11 protein-coding genes are annotated in these 16,263 nt (G+C 62.6%); 6 read left to right on the top strand and 5 right to left on the bottom strand.

Going from position 1 to position 16,263, the window contains the following annotated elements; all coding sequences use genetic code 11:
* Positions 1-60: 60 nt before the first annotated feature.
* The 3 genes from topA to CRP40_RS17560 all read left to right on the top strand — a co-directional run bounded on the left by topA (position 61) and on the right by CRP40_RS17560 (position 3,596).
* Positions 61-2,670 (top strand): type I DNA topoisomerase, encoded by a 2,610-nt coding sequence (gene topA, locus CRP40_RS17570; RefSeq protein ID WP_027915088.1) that lies wholly within the window; start codon positions 61-63, stop codon positions 2,668-2,670.
* Between the two features lie 126 nt (positions 2,671-2,796).
* Positions 2,797-3,312, top strand: a complete 516-nt coding sequence (locus tag CRP40_RS17565; RefSeq protein ID WP_027915087.1) for a DUF6586 family protein — start codon at positions 2,797-2,799, stop codon at positions 3,310-3,312.
* A 50-nt stretch (positions 3,313-3,362) separates the two neighbouring features.
* Positions 3,363-3,596, top strand: a complete 234-nt coding sequence (locus CRP40_RS17560; protein ID WP_023534164.1) for a hypothetical protein — start codon at positions 3,363-3,365, stop codon at positions 3,594-3,596.
* 171 nt (positions 3,597-3,767) lie between these two features.
* Here the strand turns inward: CRP40_RS17560 and sulA are convergent, their stop codons facing one another.
* Positions 3,768-4,244, bottom strand: coding sequence for an SOS-induced cell division inhibitor SulA (sulA, locus tag CRP40_RS17555; protein WP_023534256.1), 477 nt, complete (start codon positions 4,242-4,244; stop codon positions 3,768-3,770).
* A gap of 13 nt (positions 4,245-4,257) precedes the next feature.
* The gene (gene lexA / locus CRP40_RS17550) at positions 4,258-4,866 is read right to left on the bottom strand and encodes a transcriptional repressor LexA (protein WP_023534260.1); all 609 of its coding nucleotides are present in this window, start codon (positions 4,864-4,866) and stop codon (positions 4,258-4,260) included.
* A 229-nt stretch (positions 4,867-5,095) separates the two neighbouring features.
* Here lexA and CRP40_RS17545 point away from each other — a divergent pair, with 229 nt between their 5' ends.
* Both CRP40_RS17545 and nagZ read left to right on the top strand, forming a co-directional pair.
* Positions 5,096-5,809: a TetR/AcrR family transcriptional regulator gene (locus CRP40_RS17545; RefSeq protein ID WP_027915086.1), complete on the top strand. Its 714-nt coding sequence runs from the start codon at positions 5,096-5,098 to the stop codon at positions 5,807-5,809.
* A gap of 69 nt (positions 5,810-5,878) precedes the next feature.
* Complete coding sequence (gene nagZ / locus CRP40_RS17540; RefSeq protein ID WP_174435402.1) at positions 5,879-6,877, top strand: beta-N-acetylhexosaminidase; 999 nt, start codon at positions 5,879-5,881, stop codon at positions 6,875-6,877.
* A gap of 63 nt (positions 6,878-6,940) precedes the next feature.
* On the opposite strand, the gene CRP40_RS17535 is transcribed toward nagZ, so the two are convergent.
* Genes CRP40_RS17535 through mfd form a run of 3 tightly spaced genes read right to left on the bottom strand, consistent with a single transcriptional unit; the run spans position 6,941 to position 14,296 of the window.
* Positions 6,941-10,267, bottom strand: a complete 3,327-nt coding sequence (locus CRP40_RS17535; protein WP_081728208.1) for a DEAD/DEAH box helicase — start codon at positions 10,265-10,267, stop codon at positions 6,941-6,943.
* Between the two features lie 3 nt (positions 10,268-10,270).
* Positions 10,271-10,837, bottom strand: coding sequence for a peptidoglycan binding protein CsiV (locus CRP40_RS17530; protein WP_027915084.1), 567 nt, complete (start codon positions 10,835-10,837; stop codon positions 10,271-10,273).
* 9 nt (positions 10,838-10,846) lie between these two features.
* On the bottom strand, positions 10,847-14,296 hold the full coding sequence (gene mfd / locus CRP40_RS17525) for a transcription-repair coupling factor (RefSeq protein WP_027915083.1): 3,450 nt from the start codon (positions 14,294-14,296) through the stop codon (positions 10,847-10,849).
* Between the two features lie 168 nt (positions 14,297-14,464).
* Between mfd and CRP40_RS17520 the strand changes: the two genes are divergently transcribed.
* On the top strand, positions 14,465-15,928 hold the full coding sequence (locus tag CRP40_RS17520) for a glyceraldehyde-3-phosphate dehydrogenase (protein WP_027915082.1): 1,464 nt from the start codon (positions 14,465-14,467) through the stop codon (positions 15,926-15,928).
* The last annotated feature ends 335 nt before the right edge of the window (positions 15,929-16,263 follow it).

Genomic DNA, 16,263 nt, shown 5'->3' with positions numbered 1-16,263 from the left:
CGGTGCCGCGTCTGGTACCTGACGTGTTTTCAATCTTCAGATTCAGGAATACTCCGATCCATGGGCAAATCGCTGGTCATTGTGGAATCCCCGGCCAAGGCCAAGACCATCAACAAGTACCTGGGCAACCAGTACGTGGTGAAGTCGAGTATCGGCCATATCCGAGACCTTCCCACCAGCGGTTCGGCTAGCGCGAGCAAAGAGCCGGCCGCCAAGCGTGGCAAGGCGGCGGGTGAGGCACCGGCCCTTTCGCCCAAAGAAAAGGCGCGTCGCCAGCTGGTTGCACGCATGGGCGTCGACCCGGACCAGGGCTGGAAAGCCAAGTACGAGATCCTTCCCGGCAAGGAAAAGGTGATCGACGAGCTGCGCCGCCTGGCCAAGGACGCCGACACCATCTACCTCGCGACCGACTTGGACCGCGAAGGGGAGGCGATCGCCTGGCACCTGCGTGAGGCCATCGGTGGCGACGACACCCGCTATAAGCGCGTGGTGTTCAACGAAATCACCAAGAAAGCCATTCAGGAAGCGTTTTCGCAGCCCGGTGAGCTCGACATCGATCGGGTCAACGCGCAGCAGGCGCGCCGTTTTCTCGATCGCGTAGTGGGGTACATGGTGTCCCCGTTGCTGTGGTCCAAGATTGCCCGTGGCCTGTCGGCCGGGCGTGTGCAATCGGTAGCGGTCAAGCTGGTGGTCGAACGCGAACGCGAGATTCGTGCCTTCATTCCTCAGGAATACTGGGAAATCCATGCCGATCTCGGCACTGCCAAGAACGCCAAGGTTCGCTTCGAAGTCGCCCGTGAAAATGGCGAGGCCTTCAAGCCGCTGAACGAAACCCAGGCCATGGCCGCGCTGGAAAAGCTCAAGGCATCGAGCTATAGCGTCGTCAAGCGTGAAGACCGCCCGACCAGCAGCAAGCCTTCAGCGCCCTTCATCACCTCGACCCTGCAACAGGCGGCGAGCAATCGCCTGGGGTTCGGCGTGAAGAAAACCATGATGATGGCCCAGCGTCTGTACGAAGCGGGTTACATCACCTACATGCGTACCGATTCGACCAACCTGTCGAGCGATGCGCTGGAAATGGCCCGTAGTTACATCGAGCGGGAATTCGGCAAGCAGTACCTGCCCGAAACCCCGCAGGTCTACGGCAGCAAAGAGGGGGCTCAGGAGGCGCACGAAGCCATCCGGCCTTCGGACGTGAGCACCCACCCGACCAAGCTCAGCGGTATGGAGCGCGATGCCGAGCGGCTGTACGAGCTGATCTGGCGTCAGTTCCTGGCCTGCCAGATGCCGCCGGCCCAGTACCTGTCCACCAGCGTGACCGTGGCAGCAGGCAGCTTCGAGCTGCGTGCCAAGGGCCGTATCCTGAAGTTCGATGGCTACACCCGCGTGTTGCCGCAGCAGAGCAAGCCTGGTGAAGACGACGTGCTGCCCGAAATGGTCCAGGGTGAAGCGCTCAAGCTGATGCAGCTTGATCCTACCCAGCACTTCACCAAACCGCCTGCACGGTTCACCGAGGCCAGCCTGGTCAAGGAAATGGAAAAACGCGGTATCGGCCGTCCATCCACCTATGCGGCGATCATCTCGACCATCCAGGACCGTGGCTACGTGACGTTGCACAACCGTCGCTTCTACTCGGAGAAGATGGGCGATATCGTGACCGAGCGGCTTTCCGAGAGTTTCTCCAACTTGATGGATTACGGTTTCACCGCCGGCATGGAGGAGAACCTCGACGACGTCGCCCACGGCGAACGCGACTGGAAGAACGTGCTGGACGAGTTCTACGGCGACTTCAGCAAAAAGTTGCAGACGGCCGAATCCAGCGAAGGCGGCATGCGTGCCAACCAGCCGACGATGACCAACATTCCTTGCAAGGAGTGCGGCCGGCCGATGATGATCCGTACAGCGTCCACGGGCGTGTTCCTGGGCTGCTCTGGTTACAGCCTGCCACCCAAGGAGCGCTGCAAGTCCACGGTCAACCTCGTGCCTGGTGACGAGATTGCTGCAGACGACGAGGGTGAATCGGAGTCGCGCGTCTTGCTTGGCAAGCACCGCTGCCCGGTCTGTGCGACGGCGATGGACGCCTACCTGCTCGATGAAAAGCACAAGCTGCACATCTGTGGGAATAACCCCGATTGCCCGGGTTACGAGATCGAAGAGGGCAGCTATCGCATCAAAGGCTACGAAGGCCCAAGCCTTGAGTGCGACAAGTGCGGCAGCGAAATGCAGCTCAAGACCGGGCGCTTCGGCAAGTTCTTCGGGTGCACCAACCCTGCGTGCAAGAACACGCGCAAGCTGCTCAAAAGCGGTGAAGCGGCGCCGCCGAAGATGGACAAGGTCGACATGCCTGAGCTCAAGTGCGAGAAGGTGGACGACACCTATGTGCTGCGCGATGGTGCTTCGGGGCTGTTCCTGGCTGCCAGCCAGTTCCCGAAGAATCGCGAAACGCGTGCGCCCCTGGTGTGCGAGATTGTTCCGCACAAGCATGAGATCGATCCCAAGTACCATTTCCTGTGCGAAGCGCCCCAGAAGGATCCGGACGGTCGTCCTACCGTGATCCGCTACAGCCGCAAGACCAAGGAGCAATACGTCCAGTCCGAAGTGGACGGCAAGCCTACCGGTTGGAAGGCGTTCTACGATGGCAAGACCTGGAAAGTCGAAGACAAGCGCTGAGGTCTAGCGTTCAGGGATGGGGCCGCGCGGCGGCCTTTCGTGAGCTGATGCCACGAAAGGCCGCAGCACGGCCCCTTTCATTTATGATGCAGCAATCCGCTTAGCCACCTGATGGGAGGGCGACACATGGCCCAGGAGCTCTATACCCGTACCAATCAAAAACTGTTCTTTGCCGGGCTGGCACTGGAATCGATGGCCAAGACTGAACAGAGTCAGGCCATGAACGCCCAGGGGCTGGTGCAGGCTGAGCGGGAGTCGGCATTGTTTCATCTGCACGGTGCATTGCTTGGCTTGTGTCACGAAATCAGTGGGTACTATCGCTTGCCTGCGCTGGCAACCGTCGAGCAGGCCCTGGCCCATGACGCCTTTAACGGCATCGCCATACCAGAAGTTGCCGAGCTTCTGGAGCTTGCCCGGCAACGGGAGACCTGGCTGGCGCAGATGCTGGCTGCGTATGCTGACTTGTTCCGAGCGCCCGTGATGCGCAAACCACCCAAGACTGACGTCACCCAGCCGCTGATCCAGGCCGTCAGCCTCGATGAGCAGGTGCCTGCGCCGCTGTCCCGTGCCGAGCTTGAAGCGTGGCGCAGCAACCTCAAGGCGCTTGTCAGGCGTTTTCGTGATGCGTTGAGTGAGTGCTGACGGCCTCGAGCGCTGGTACAATGCTCGCCTTTCGTGGAGAACCGCCCTTTATGTCTACGTCTTTTCTGGAAATTGTCGAGTTGCCTGATGGCCGCATCGAACTGCGTCGCGCCGAGGATGAAGGCTCACTGGTAACCCTGGATTTCTCAGAGGATGCCAAAGTATTTCTGCAAGGTCAGCACGTCGAGGTGGCCAAAGCCATGCTCAGCGTGGGGGTACAGATGGCTGGACGGCTTGTGGATGGCGAGCTCGAACGTGACGAAGGGCCGCGCGTTCTGCACTGAAACGCGCAGTCGTGTGATCGCTGCCACCGGCCTGGCCGGTGATGGCGGCAAGCGTATCAGACGGATGAATGTGGGGCAGTCGGAAAGGCGTTGCGCTTTCCCGGCGATCTTTACTCGTCAGGGTGAGCATGACCTGGGAGCGGTCAGGCTGGTAGCACGAATGCCGCAGTGTTAGCCGAAACGAATGTTCAGGCTTTGCGCGTTACCCACGCTTGCTGCACGCAACAGCAACTGACGTGCATTGGCATTGACGCTCCCCAGCCAGCTGACCACGGTATGGCTACGGCCCAGGCGTAGGGCTTCACACGCCAACTGAAGGGGAGGCTGGTTGCCGCGCGGATGAAGCAGCAGAATGCGCTCGCGGTTTAGGCCAGCCCTGCGCAGCCAGGCCTGTGTCAGGCTCGACGGTGGCGCAATGAGGGTCAGCCAGCGCGTTTCGTCTTCTTCGCTGAGTTCACGTAGCACAGGTGCCAGCAAGGTATGACAGTGACTGGGGGCGCCGTGCAGTGACAATTCGCTGAACAGGTCGGGCAAGTCACTCTTGCGCGCCAGTTCGCTGGCCTTGAGGCCAGGCAGGACGGGCTGGGCGAGGAATGCTTCGAACAGCGGCAACTGGACTTGCTCGGTTGTATGGGTGAATGGCTGCATGACGCCTCCTGATTCAGCGGCGAATGACGCCGACGCTCAAGCCCTCGATCACCAGTTCCTGATCTTTCAGGTTGACTTCGATAGGGGCGAATTCCGGGTTTTCGGCCAGCAGCCAGACCTTGTTGCCTTCGCGCTTGAAGCGCTTGACGGTGACTTCGTCGCCGATGCGCGCCACGACGATCTGGCCGTTGCGGGCTTCACGGCAGGTATGCACCGCCAACAGGTCGCCATCGAGGATGCCCACGTTCTTCATGCTCATGCCGTGAACACGCAACAGATAGTCGGCCTGGGGGTGGAAAAAGGCGGGGTTGATGTTGCAGGATTGCTCGATGTGTTGCTCGGCAAGGATCGGGGCGCCGGCAGCAACGCGGCCGATGATCGGGAGCCCGGCCTCCTCGGCCTTGGCTTCGAGGCCGGGAATGCGAATGCCTCGGGAGGCGCCTGGCGTCATCTCGATAGCGCCTTTACGGGCCAGCGCCTTGAGATGCTCCTCGGCGGCATTAGGGGATTTGAAACCCAGCTCCTGGGCAATCTCGGCACGGGTCGGCGGAAAGCCGTTGTCCTCGAGGCTGCGCTTGATGAAGGCGAGGATTTCGGCTTGGCGTGGCGTCAGTTTCAACATGATCAGCGCTCTGTCTTTTTGTACAGTGACTGGGATTATATACAGTATTGGTCTAGCCGCAAGCTTTGGCAGCCCCTAGGTAAGCCGACTGGAGCAGATCACCTCGAGATCACCGCTTCACGACCTTACAATGGCTTGACTGACCGGCCGGTCACGAGCGCTTGACAGATGTGGGGTTGAAACGTATGTTTCAAACACCTGTTTGTATGGCGGAGTGCTCGGAGTAGTCATGGCCCAATCGGAAACCGTTGAACGCATCCTCGATGCTGCCGAGCAGCTGTTTGCCGAGCGCGGGTTTGCCGAAACCTCGTTGCGGCTGATCACCAGCAAGGCCGGGGTTAACCTGGCGGCGGTGAACTACCACTTCGGTTCCAAGAAAGCCCTGATCCAAGCGGTCTTCTCTCGTTTCCTGGGGCCCTTCTGCGCCAGTCTCGAGCGCGAGTTGGAACGGCGTCAGGCCCGCCCCGAGCATAAGCCCACCCTTGAAGAATTGCTGGAGATGCTGGTCGAGCAAGCCCTTGCCGTGCAGCCGCGCAGCAACAACGACCTGTCGATCTTCATGCGGCTGCTTGGCTTGGCGTTCAGCCAGAGCCAGGGCCATTTGCGCCGTTACCTCGAAGACATGTACGGCAAGGTCTTCCGCCGCTACATGTTGCTCGTCAACGAAGCCGCGCCACGCATTCCTGCGATCGAATTGTTCTGGCGTGTGCACTTCATGCTCGGGGCTGCTGCGTTCAGCATGTCGGGCATCAAGGCGCTGCGGGCCATCGCCGAGACTGACTTCGGCATCAACACCTCCATCGAGCAGGTGATGCGCCTGATGGTGCCGTTCCTGGCTGCCGGCATGCGTGCCGATACCGGCGTCACCGACGCGGCCATGGCCAGCGCCCAGTTGCGCCCGCGCAGCAAAACCGCCAGCGGTGCAGCCCCCGTCAAGGCATAACTTGGCCTGTTGCCAGCCGCAAGCGGGCTTTTCCCTGTCTCTATTGAAGGATTTCTCATGACCGTCAGCCTGCAAGGCTCCTTGATGGTGGATATCGCCGGCACCTGGCTGACCGCCGAAGACCGGCAGCTGTTGCGCCAGCCTGAAGTGGCGGGGTTGATCATCTTCGCCCGCAACATCGAAAGTCCGCGGCAGGTGCGCGCGTTATGCGCCTCCATTCGCGCACTGCGCCCTGACCTGATCCTGGCCGTCGATCAGGAGGGAGGCCGAGTGCAGCGTCTGCGCCAGGGGTTCGTGCGCTTGCCGGCCATGCGTGCCCTGGCCGACACTGCCAATGCCGAGTACCTGGCCGAACAATGTGGCTGGTTGATGGCGACCGAAGTGCTCGCCGTTGGCCTGGACCTGAGCTTCGCCCCGGTGCTGGACTTGGATCACCAGCGCAGCGCGGTGGTGGGCAGCCGAGCCTTCGAGGGCGATCCGCTTCGAGCTACGCAACTGGCGGGCGCATTCATCCGCGGCATGAACGCGGCAGGCATGGCGGCCTGTGGCAAACATTTCCCAGGCCATGGCTGGGCAGAAGCTGATTCCCACGTAGCGATACCCACTGACGAGCGTAGCCTGGAGCAGCTGCGAGCGGCGGACCTGGTGCCGTTCAGCCGGCTGAGCGGTCAATTGGCGGCAGTGATGCCTGCCCATGTGATCTATCCGCAGGTCGACAACCGCCCGGCAGGCTTTTCCCGCCGGTGGCTGCAAGATATTTTGCGCGGCGAGCTGGGTTTTGACGGGGTCATCTTCAGCGACGACCTGTCCATGGCCGGTGCTCATGTGGTGGGTGATGCGGCCAGCCGCATCGAAGCTGCGTTCACTGCCGGGTGTGATATGGGGCTGGTTTGCAACGACCGGGCTGCAGCCGAATTGGCGCTGGGCGCGGCTCAGCGCCTGCGGGTCACGCCGTCGCCTCGGATCGCCAGCATGCGCGGTCAAGGCACGGCCTGCACCGATTATCGCCAACATCCGCGTTGGCTGCAGGCGCTGGGTGCGCTCAAGGACGCGCAGTTGATCGACTAGCCGCTTATTGCCAAGCAGGCTGTCGGGACGCGTTCACCCAGCCAGTGCGCGTCCCGACAGGTTTTACCGACCCCGCTTGCCCGGCAAGGGCGCAAACAACGCTTCGATTTCCTCGTCCCCCAGTCGCCACTGCCCAGCCTTGCCTCCGTCAAGCAGGCTGGTGGCCAGCGCTGCTTTCTCCTGCTGCAACAGCTGGATCTTTTCCTCCACTGTGCCGCGGGTAATCAGCTTGAACACGAACACGGGCTTGTCCTGGCCGATGCGGTAGGCCCGGTCGGTCGCCTGGTTTTCGCTGGCCGGGTTCCACCACGGGTCGTAATGAATCACGGTGTCGGCTGCTGTCAGGTTCAAGCCCACCCCGCCTGCCTTGAGGCTGATCAGAAAGACCTGGCTATCCCCCGCCTGGAATTGCTGTACAGGGGTGCGACGGTCGCGGGTGTCTCCGGTCAACAGGCTGTAGGAAATGCTGCGTTTTTTCAGTTCCTGCTCGATCAACGCCAGCATCGAGGTGAACTGGGAGAACAGCAGCACGCGGCGGCCTTCGCTCATCAGCTCTTCGAGCATCTCCAGCAGCGCGCCCAGCTTGCCCTTGTCGCTCTGGTTGCCCTTGATATCCACGCCCTTGACCAGCCGCAGATCGCAACACACCTGGCGCAGCTTGAGCAGTGCATCGAGAATGACGATCTGGCTGCGTGCGGCACCATTACGGGCTACCTCGTCGCGAACCTTCTTGTCCATCGCCACCCGCACGGCCTCGTAGGTGTCACGCTGTGCGTCGCTCAGTTCGACCCAGTGCACCAGTTCCGTCTTGGCTGGCAGTTCGGTGGCGACCTGCTCCTTCGTGCGGCGCAGCAGGAAGGGTCGAATGCGCGTGATCAGGTGGGTCAGGCGCTCGGTGTTGCCCTGGCGCTCGATCGGCGTGCGGTAGTCCTGGTTGAAACGCTTGAGGTCACCCAGCCAGCCGGGCATCAGGAAGTGGAAGATCGACCACAGCTCGCCGAGGTTGTTTTCCATCGGTGTACCGGTCAGGCACAGGCGCTGGCTAGCCTGCAGTTGGCACACAGCCATGGCGGCCTTGCTGGTGCTGCTCTTGATGTTCTGCGCCTCGTCGAGCAACAGCAGGTGCCATGGCTGCGCACGCAAATGCGCGAGGTCGCGGGGCACCAGGGCATAGGTGGTCAGGATGAGGTCGTAATCCTGCAGACGGGTGAAATGCTTGCTGCGTGCTGGCCCGTGCAGGGCCAGTACCCGAAGGTCAGGTGCAAAACGCTGCGCCTCGTCCAGCCAATTGGGTAGCAGGCTGGTCGGCATGACCGCCAGTGCTGGCGTCGTCAAACGGCCCGCTTCTTTTTCCAGCAGCACATGGGCAAGGGCTTGTAAGGTTTTGCCCAGGCCCATGTCATCCCCAAGGATGCCACCGGTGCCCATCTCCCGCAGTGCTTGCAGCCAGTTGAGCCCTTGCTGCTGGTAGCCGCGCAGGCTGGCGTGCAAGCCGGCAGGTGGGGTGACCTGCAGATCCCTGGCATCCCGCAGGCGGCGACCCAAATCGCGCACATGCTCCCCGCCTTCCCAATGCAGCGGCAGCGCTTCGATCCCGTTCAGGCGCGCAGCGTCTGCTCGGCTCATACGCAGTGCCGTTCCGGCTTCGGGTTCGCTCATGTACAGCTCGCCCAAGGTCGCCATCACGGCCTTGACCCGGCCATAAGGCAGTGCCACGCGCAGGGCGGAGGCGTCGATCCGGCCACGGTTGAGATCGATCAGCAGGTGCTCCTCGTCATTGCGCTTGGCCAGTTCGCTGGGGCGCAGCAGCTCAGGGCTATTGCGCAATAGTTGCAGCACGATGGGCAGCAGGCTGTGCCGCTGTCCATCGACGACGATACCCAGTTCGAGGTCGAACCATTCATGGCCTGGCGTTTCATCGACGGTGGCGTACCAGTCCTCCACTTCCTGCAAGTCGAACGCGAAGTCGCGGTTGACATCCACCTGCCAGCCCGCCTCACGCAGCCGGGGCAGGTCTGTACGCACGAACTGCAGCCAGGCTTCGTCGTCGGCGAGCAGGAACATCTCGCCCGCGCTGTCGGGCAGCGCCTTGCTCTGCCGGGTCGCGACCTTGAACCCCATGTCGCGCAGGACATTGCGCAGGGCTTGCTCAGCCTTGGGTTGGCGGCTGATGCGCTGGCTCACACTGCCCACCAGGCGCGTGAGCGGCTTGTCGGTATTACCGCTGGCCGACAGGCCGTCGTAGTCGAACGACAACGCGGCGCGATGCTGCATCTGGCGCTGCATGCGGCCGGTCTTGGGCATGTAGGCGGTGAACTCCAGGCTCCCGAGCGCGAGGTGCGCCTTGGGCTGGATGTCATCGACGTGTTGCTCTTCGACCTCGGTCGGCGTAGGCACGGCATGGCTCAAGGCATTGAGCTTGTGGCTGAGTGGCACGACCAAGTGCTCCGGCACCTCGGGTGCGAGGGTCAGTTGCATTGCAACGTGGGGGTTGAGCCCATGTTCGAGGATACCGATCTCATGGGTGACCATGTCCAGGTAGTACAGCGGAAGCAACGGGATGACGCAGTTGGTTTTATCCCCGCCGGTGAACCACAAGCCACGGTACGCACCATTGTCCAGGCGCACCCAGCGAAACTCGCCCTGGCGCACCGGCCCGGGCACCAGTTGCGGTTGGGTGTCGAACAGGTACAGTCGGCCCGTGTCGATGATGCGCTGGAGCAACTCACCGCCTTCGGCCCCGGTCAGCCTGTAGCCTCGCTCCTGGCCGCCCCCCTGATTGAGCGAGGAGAGCAGACGCAGGATGCGCGCGTCTTCTTCGGTCACGAACTTCGGTCGGTCGTACAGGAAGTCGTAGACCGACTGCACCCGGCTGAAGCGAATGCCGTCTTCGGTTTCGGCGCCCTTGCGCACGACCACTGAGCAACTGGCATCGTCCTGAAGGCGCAAGTTGTAGCAGACCGAGCGCCCGCGCCTGTCCTTGCCCGGTTCGACTGGCGCGGGCGCTTGTTCGAGATTGCTGAGCCAATGTTGAAGCTCGGCTGACATCTTTGCAGAGGTGGGCTTGGCTATCAGTGGCGTGTCGAAGGGGTCGCTGATCAGCAGCAGCGCAGCCGCGCAGTGCTTGCAGTTGCGCGCAACAGGGCAACTGCACCGGCCTTTTACGAGCAGGCGCCCGGCATGCACGCTCACTTCGATGTCCTGCCGGTAGGTTTGTCCTGCACTGCCTTTGCACAGAGCGGAAAACCTTTGCCCGTTTAGGTACTCCAGCTCGGACATGCCCTCGCTCGCGTAAACCTCGCCTCGCCTCAGAGTGCCTGCGTCGAAACATTCGATCCAGTTGGGGTACTCGTTCAGCAGCTCGAAGGCATCCGGTCCATTGCGGCTCATGGGCTACTGCTCCAGCATGTCCAGCGATGGCATCTTGGGTGTGCCGGGTGGGGTGATCTTCAGGAGCATGGCCAGATGGCCGCCGTCCAGGTAGGTCAGTTGTCCGCCTTTCACATTGCTGTTGGCCTGGCGAAACTGCTCGCTCTGCAGCACGCTGCCGTTGCTGTCGAGCTGGTTGACCCAGAGGTTGGCTTCAACCTGGATGAAGCGGCCCTGGGTGATGCTCAGGTTGCCCTCGATCGGGAAATGGCCGAACTGCTCGGCACCCTCACCCAATGCGATGCGACTGGGCCCATCGCCTACCTGCTGTTGCCAGGCCCGATGCATGAGCACCGTGTAGTCGGCCGTGGCGCCCAGGCGCGTGGCCTCGTCTTCCAGGGCTGGGCGCTGCTCTGCGCTCTTGTCCAGCCGTGGCGCCCCAGCGCTCCAGTCTTCGGGAGCGAAGGGGCTGGTGAACGCGGGTACGTTGTTCTGCCGTACCAGGATCATTTCGACCTGGTACGGGCCCTGGGCGAATGCCGCTGGGGCAAACGCCACCAGCAGCAGGGTCAGACAGCGAATGGCGCGCATGGATCTTCCTTAGGCAGGCTTTGGTGTCAGGCGCTCGAACAGCGCCTCAAGGGTGTTGAAGCGCTCATCAGGCCGTTCCATTGGAACCAGGAAGCGGAACTGAGTGGCGCCCTCGAACTTGTAGCGCTTGGGCTGGCTCTGGATCAGCTTGATCAGGGTCAGAGGATCGACCGGCGTTTCGGCCTCGAACTCCAGCTTGCCGCCGTTGGGGCCGGCGTCGACTTTCTTGATGCCAAGTTTCTCCGCCTGCAACTTGAGCAGCGTCAGGCGCATGAGGTTCTTGGTGGGCTCTGGCAGAAGGCCGAAGCGGTCGATCATTTCGACCTGCAGGTCCTTGAGCCCTTCCTCATCGGCTGCCGAGGCGATGCGCTTGTACAGGATCAGCCGCGCATGCACGTCCGGCAGGTAGTCCTCGGGGATCAGGGCCGGCAGGCGCAGGTTGATTTCCGGGCCGCCGCCCAGTGGTTGCTCCAGGTTGGGCTGGGTGCCCTTGCGGATCGCCTTGACGGCGCGCTCGAGCATTTCCATGTACAGGGTAAAGCCCACCGCCTGAATCTGGCCGCTCTGGCCATCCCCGAGCAATTCGCCAGCCCCGCGGATTTCCAGGTCGTTGGTCGCGAGCACGAACCCGGCGCCCAGGTCTTGAGTGTTGGCGATGGCTTCGAGGCGTTTTTCGGCGTCGCCGCTGACCTTCTGGCGCGTTGGCGTCAGCAGGTAGGCATAGGCCTGGTGGTGGCTGCGACCGACTCGGCCACGCAGTTGATGCAGCTGGGCCAGGCCGAACTTGTCGGCACGCTCGATGACGATGGTGTTGGCGCTGGGCACGTCGATGCCGGTTTCGATGATGGTCGAGGCCACCAGCACGTTGAAGCGCTTGTGGTAGAAGTCGCTCATCACCTGTTCCAGCTCGCGCTCGCGCATCTGGCCGTGGCCGATGCCGATGCGCGCCTCGGGGACCAGCTCGGCCAGGTCGGCGGCGCATTTCTCGATGGTTTTCACATCGTTGTGCAGGTAGTACACCTGGCCGCCGCGCAGCAGTTCGCGCAGCAGTGCTTCCTTGACGGTGCTGTTGTTCTGTTCCATGACGAAGGTGCGCACCGACAGGCGCCGCGCCGGTGGCGTGGCGATGATCGACAGATCGCGCATACCCGCCACAGCCATGTTCAAGGTGCGCGGGATGGGCGTGGCGGTCAGGGTGAGGATGTCCACTTCGCTGCGCAGCGCCTTGAGCTGCTCTTTCTGACGCACACCGAAACGATGCTCTTCGTCGATGATGGCCAGGCCCAGGTCCTTGAAGCGCACATCGTCCTGGAGCAGCTTGTGGGTGCCGATCAGGATGTCGATCTTGCCCTCGGCCAGCTCGGCCGCGGCGGTGGCCACTTCCTTGGCCGATTTGAAGCGGCTCATCACCTCGACGGTGACCGGCCAGTCCGCGAATCGGTCGCGGAAACTGTTGTAATGCTGCTGGGCCAGCAGGGTAGTGGGCACCAACACAGCCACCTGGCGACCGCTGTGCACGGCGATGAACGCTGCACGCATGGCCACCTCGGTCTTGCCGAAGCCCACGTCGCCGCACACCAGGCGGTCCATGGGCTTGGGCGCCAGCATGTCGGCGCGTACCGCTTCGATGGCCGCTTGCTGGTCGGGGGTTTCCTCGAACGGGAAGCCTGCGCTGAACGTGGCGTAGTCGGCGGCGGGGTCGGCGAACGCATAACCCTTGCGCGCTGCTCGGCGGGCATAGATGTCGAGCAGCTCGGCGGCGACATCGCGTACCTGTTCGGCAGCCTTGCGCTTGGCTTTCTGCCAGGTTTCCGAGCCCAGGCGGTGCAGGGGCGCCAGCGCGTCATCGCTGCCGGTGTAGCGGGCGATCAGGTGCAGGTTGGCAACCGGTACGTAGAGCTTGGCGCCCTCGGCGTATTCAAGGGTAAGGAACTCGGCGGCCTGGCCGTCGATTTCCAGCGTGGCCAGGCCTAGGTAGCGGCCTACGCCATGGTCGATGTGCACCACCGGTGCGCCTTCGCGCAGCTCGGTCAGGTTCTTGATGACGGCGTCGTTGGCGGTTTCGCCGCGCTTGTCGCGGCGGCGGCGCTGCATCACCCGCTGACCGAACAGCGGGCTTTCGGCGATCAGGGCCATGGCCGGGTCGTCGAGCAGCAGGCCTTCGTCGAGCGGTGCGATGGTGATGTTCAGGCGTTCGCTGCCGGTGACGAAGTCGGTCCAGCCTTCGACCGTGTTCGGGCGCAGCTTGAGCCGTTCGAGCAGCTCGAGCAGCACTTCGCGGCGCCCGGCCGATTCTGCGGTGAACAAGACGCGGCCATCGAACTGGTCGAGAAACCCTGCCAATGCCGCCAGCGGCTGGTTGGCCTTGGCTTCGATGGCAAGGTCGGGCAGGGCGCGGGCGGCGAAGCGCTGGCGCCCGGCGCCGGGGTCCAGGTCATCGCGGCTGACCACCACCCTTGGCCACTGCTTGAGGCGTGCGAAACAGTCTTCCACTGGCATGAACAGCTCGGCCGGCGGCAGCAAGGGCCGGCTCAGGTCGCCCCGGCGGTCCTCATAGCGCCCACGCACGTCGTTCCAGAAATGCTCGGCCGCCTGCTCGACGCCCGGCAGCGAAAACACCTGGGTATCGGCTGGCAAGTAGTCGAACAGGGTCGAGGTTTCTTCGAAGAACAGCGGCAGGTAGTACTCGATGCCTGACGGGATGATGCCGCTGGCCAGGTCCTGGAAGATCGCGCTGCGGCGAAAATCCACATCGAAACGCTCGCGAAAGCGTGCCTTGAACCGAGTGACTTCCTCTTTTTGCATCGGAAATTCGCGAGCCGGCAGCAGGCGAATGGAGTCGACCTTGTCGATCGAGCGCTGGGTCTCGGGGTCGAACGTGCGCAGCGTCTCGATTTCGTCGTCGAACAGGTCGATGCGGTAGGGCAGCTTGCTGCCCATCGGGAACAGGTCGATCAAGGCCCCACGCACGGCGAACTCGCCATGCTCATAGACGGTGTCGACGCAGCGGTAGCCACTGGCTTCGAGGCGGCTGCGCATCTGCTCCACATCGATGGTCTGGCCCACGTCCAGCACCAGGCTGCTGCCTAGCAGGAAGCGGGTAGGGGCCAGGCGATGCAAGGCCGTGGTAATGGGCACCACCAGGATGCCGTGGCTCAGCTCGGGCAACCGGTACAGGCTAGCGATGCGCTGGGAGATGATGTCCTGGTGGGGCGAGAACAGGTCGTAGGGAAGGGTCTCCCAGTCGGGAAACGGCAGCACTGGCAACTCGGGCGCGAAGAACTTCAGTTCCTGCTCCAGGCGGTCGGCGGCCTGGCTGTCTGCCGTCAGTAGCAGGGTAAAGCGGCCAGCGCTGCTGGCGGCCTCGGCGATGGCAAGGCTGAGGGCGGCACCGGGCAGGTTGCCCCAGGTTTGTTTGCCGGCGGTAGCCGACAGTTGCGGTAGGCGCAGAACTGACACGGGAGATTGCACTCCAAGCGTTTCGGCAAAGAGACCGATTGTACCGGTGACGCTGGCGGCTGTCAGGCTCCAATGGGGCAGGATGATCGATGTGCGTGACCTCGACAGGCGCTCATTGCCGGTTACGCATCGGGGCGTCATAATGTAGCCCCTTTTTTCTGTCCCTACATGTGGAAGGTTCCCGTGACTCAGAAGCCCGACCAGTGTCTTGGTGAGTGGATCGATCGTGAAGCCCTGGCTGAAGCGATGATCCCGCTTATCGGTCAGCTCTACCGCAACAACAATGTGGTGAGCTCGATCTATGGCCGCAGCCTGATCAACCGTTCGGTTATCTCGATCCTCAAGGCACACCGCTTTGCGCGTCATCGCCAGACCGACGAAACCGAACTGTCCGTTCACGAGACATTCCCCCTGCTCAAGGCCATGAGCGAGCTGAAGCTGGGCGCCGCCTCGGTCGACCTGGGCAAGCTGGCCAACAAGTTCAAGCTCGAAGGCAACGGCCGCAGCGCCGAGCAGTTCGTGCGTGAAGAGCTGGCCGACGTGGTGGGCCAGCAGAACGCCGCTGCGCGCAAGGGCACCGACGTCGTGCTGTATGGTTTCGGCCGTATCGGTCGCCTGCTGGCGCGTATCCTGATCGAGAAGACCGGTGGCGGCGACGGCCTGCGCCTGCGTGCCATCGTCGTGCGCAAAGGCGCCGAGAACGATCTGGTCAAGCGTGCCAGCCTGCTGCGTCGTGACTCGGTGCACGGGCCGTTCGATGGCACCATCACCATCGACGAAGCCAACAACACCCTGACGGCCAACGGCAACCTGATCCAGATCATCTATGCCAAGAACCCGAGCGAAGTCGACTACACCCAGTACGGTATCGACAACGCGCTGATCGTGGACAACACCGGCGTATGGCGTGATGCCGACGGCCTGGGCCAGCACCTGGCGTGCCCGGGTGCCAGCCGCGTGATCCTCACCGCACCTGGCAAGGGTGCCCTGAAGAACATCGTGCACGGCATCAACCATGGCGAGATCACGGCCGATGACAAGATCATCTCCGCCGCCTCCTGCACCACCAACGCCATCGTGCCGGTGCTCAAGGCCGTCAACGACCAGTACGGCATCGTCAACGGCCACGTCGAAACCGTTCACTCGTTCACCAACGACCAGAACCTGATCGACAACTTCCACAAGGGCAGCCGCCGTGGCCGCGCCGCGCCGCTGAACATGGTCATCACCGAAACCGGTGCTGCCACCGCCGCCGCCAAGGCCCTGCCAGTGCTCAAGGGCAAGTTGACCGGCAACGCCATTCGCGTGCCGACGCCGAACGTGTCGATGGCCATCCTCAACCTGAACCTGGAAAAGGCCACCAGCCGCGAGGAAATCAACGAGTACCTGCGCCAGACGGCCATGCACTCGGACCTGCACAAGCAGATCGACTACGTCAGCTCCCAGGAAGTGGTCTCCACCGACTTCGTGGGCTCGCGCCACGCCGGTGTGGTAGACGCCGAAGCCACCATCTGCAACGACAACCGCGTCGTGCTGTACGTGTGGTATGACAACGAATTCGGCTACAGCTGCCAGGTCGTGCGCGTGATGGAAGACATGGCCGGGGTCAACCCACCTGCCTTTCCACGCTGATCGGCCGTTCAGACGCTGAACACACGGGAACCTTCGGGTTCCCGTTTTCGTTTGGGCGGCCGGGCACGGGTGCTTGTACTCGCAGAGCGCAGGGGGCACCGAGTGACTCAACGCGACATTTCAGGGACAATGACCGCCGTTTGGCAGGTGCCTGAGCGGTTTTTTCGCCTGAGCAGGTAGTGAAAGGTGATCGAAAGCGGGGACGAGGATGATTGCCGCCAAGGAGAAGGTGGTTTATGTAGTGCGGGCGAAATTGGCCTACGACGCGACCAAGGGTTAATGTGCGCGCCGTTCACGCTTGATTAGACTGCACCCGATTTTTTCTCATGGCGCCC

This window comes from Pseudomonas sp. URMO17WK12:I9 (assembly GCF_900230165.1).
In the GTDB taxonomy this organism is placed as follows: domain Bacteria; phylum Pseudomonadota; class Gammaproteobacteria; order Pseudomonadales; family Pseudomonadaceae; genus Aquipseudomonas; species Aquipseudomonas fulva.
Note: the sequence above shows the minus strand (reverse complement) of the source record. Positions and strands in the feature narration are given on the sequence as shown.

What these genes read in the sequence shown, in the direction of transcription:
- topA (WP_027915088.1), top strand. Translation starts at nt 61, where the DNA reads ATGGGCAAATCGCTGGTCATTGTGGAATCCCCGGCCAAGGCCAAGACC.
- CRP40_RS17565 (WP_027915087.1), top strand. Translation starts at nt 2,797, where the DNA reads ATGGCCCAGGAGCTCTATACCCGTACCAATCAAAAACTGTTCTTTGCC.
- CRP40_RS17560 (WP_023534164.1), top strand. Translation starts at nt 3,363, where the DNA reads ATGTCTACGTCTTTTCTGGAAATTGTCGAGTTGCCTGATGGCCGCATC.
- sulA (WP_023534256.1), bottom strand. Translation starts at nt 4,244, where the DNA reads ATGCAGCCATTCACCCATACAACCGAGCAAGTCCAGTTGCCGCTGTTC.
- lexA (WP_023534260.1), bottom strand. Translation starts at nt 4,866, where the DNA reads ATGTTGAAACTGACGCCACGCCAAGCCGAAATCCTCGCCTTCATCAAG.
- CRP40_RS17545 (WP_027915086.1), top strand. Translation starts at nt 5,096, where the DNA reads ATGGCCCAATCGGAAACCGTTGAACGCATCCTCGATGCTGCCGAGCAG.
- CRP40_RS17535 (WP_081728208.1), bottom strand. Translation starts at nt 10,267, where the DNA reads ATGAGCCGCAATGGACCGGATGCCTTCGAGCTGCTGAACGAGTACCCC.
- CRP40_RS17530 (WP_027915084.1), bottom strand. Translation starts at nt 10,837, where the DNA reads ATGCGCGCCATTCGCTGTCTGACCCTGCTGCTGGTGGCGTTTGCCCCA.
- CRP40_RS17520 (WP_027915082.1), top strand. Translation starts at nt 14,465, where the DNA reads ATGTGGAAGGTTCCCGTGACTCAGAAGCCCGACCAGTGTCTTGGTGAG.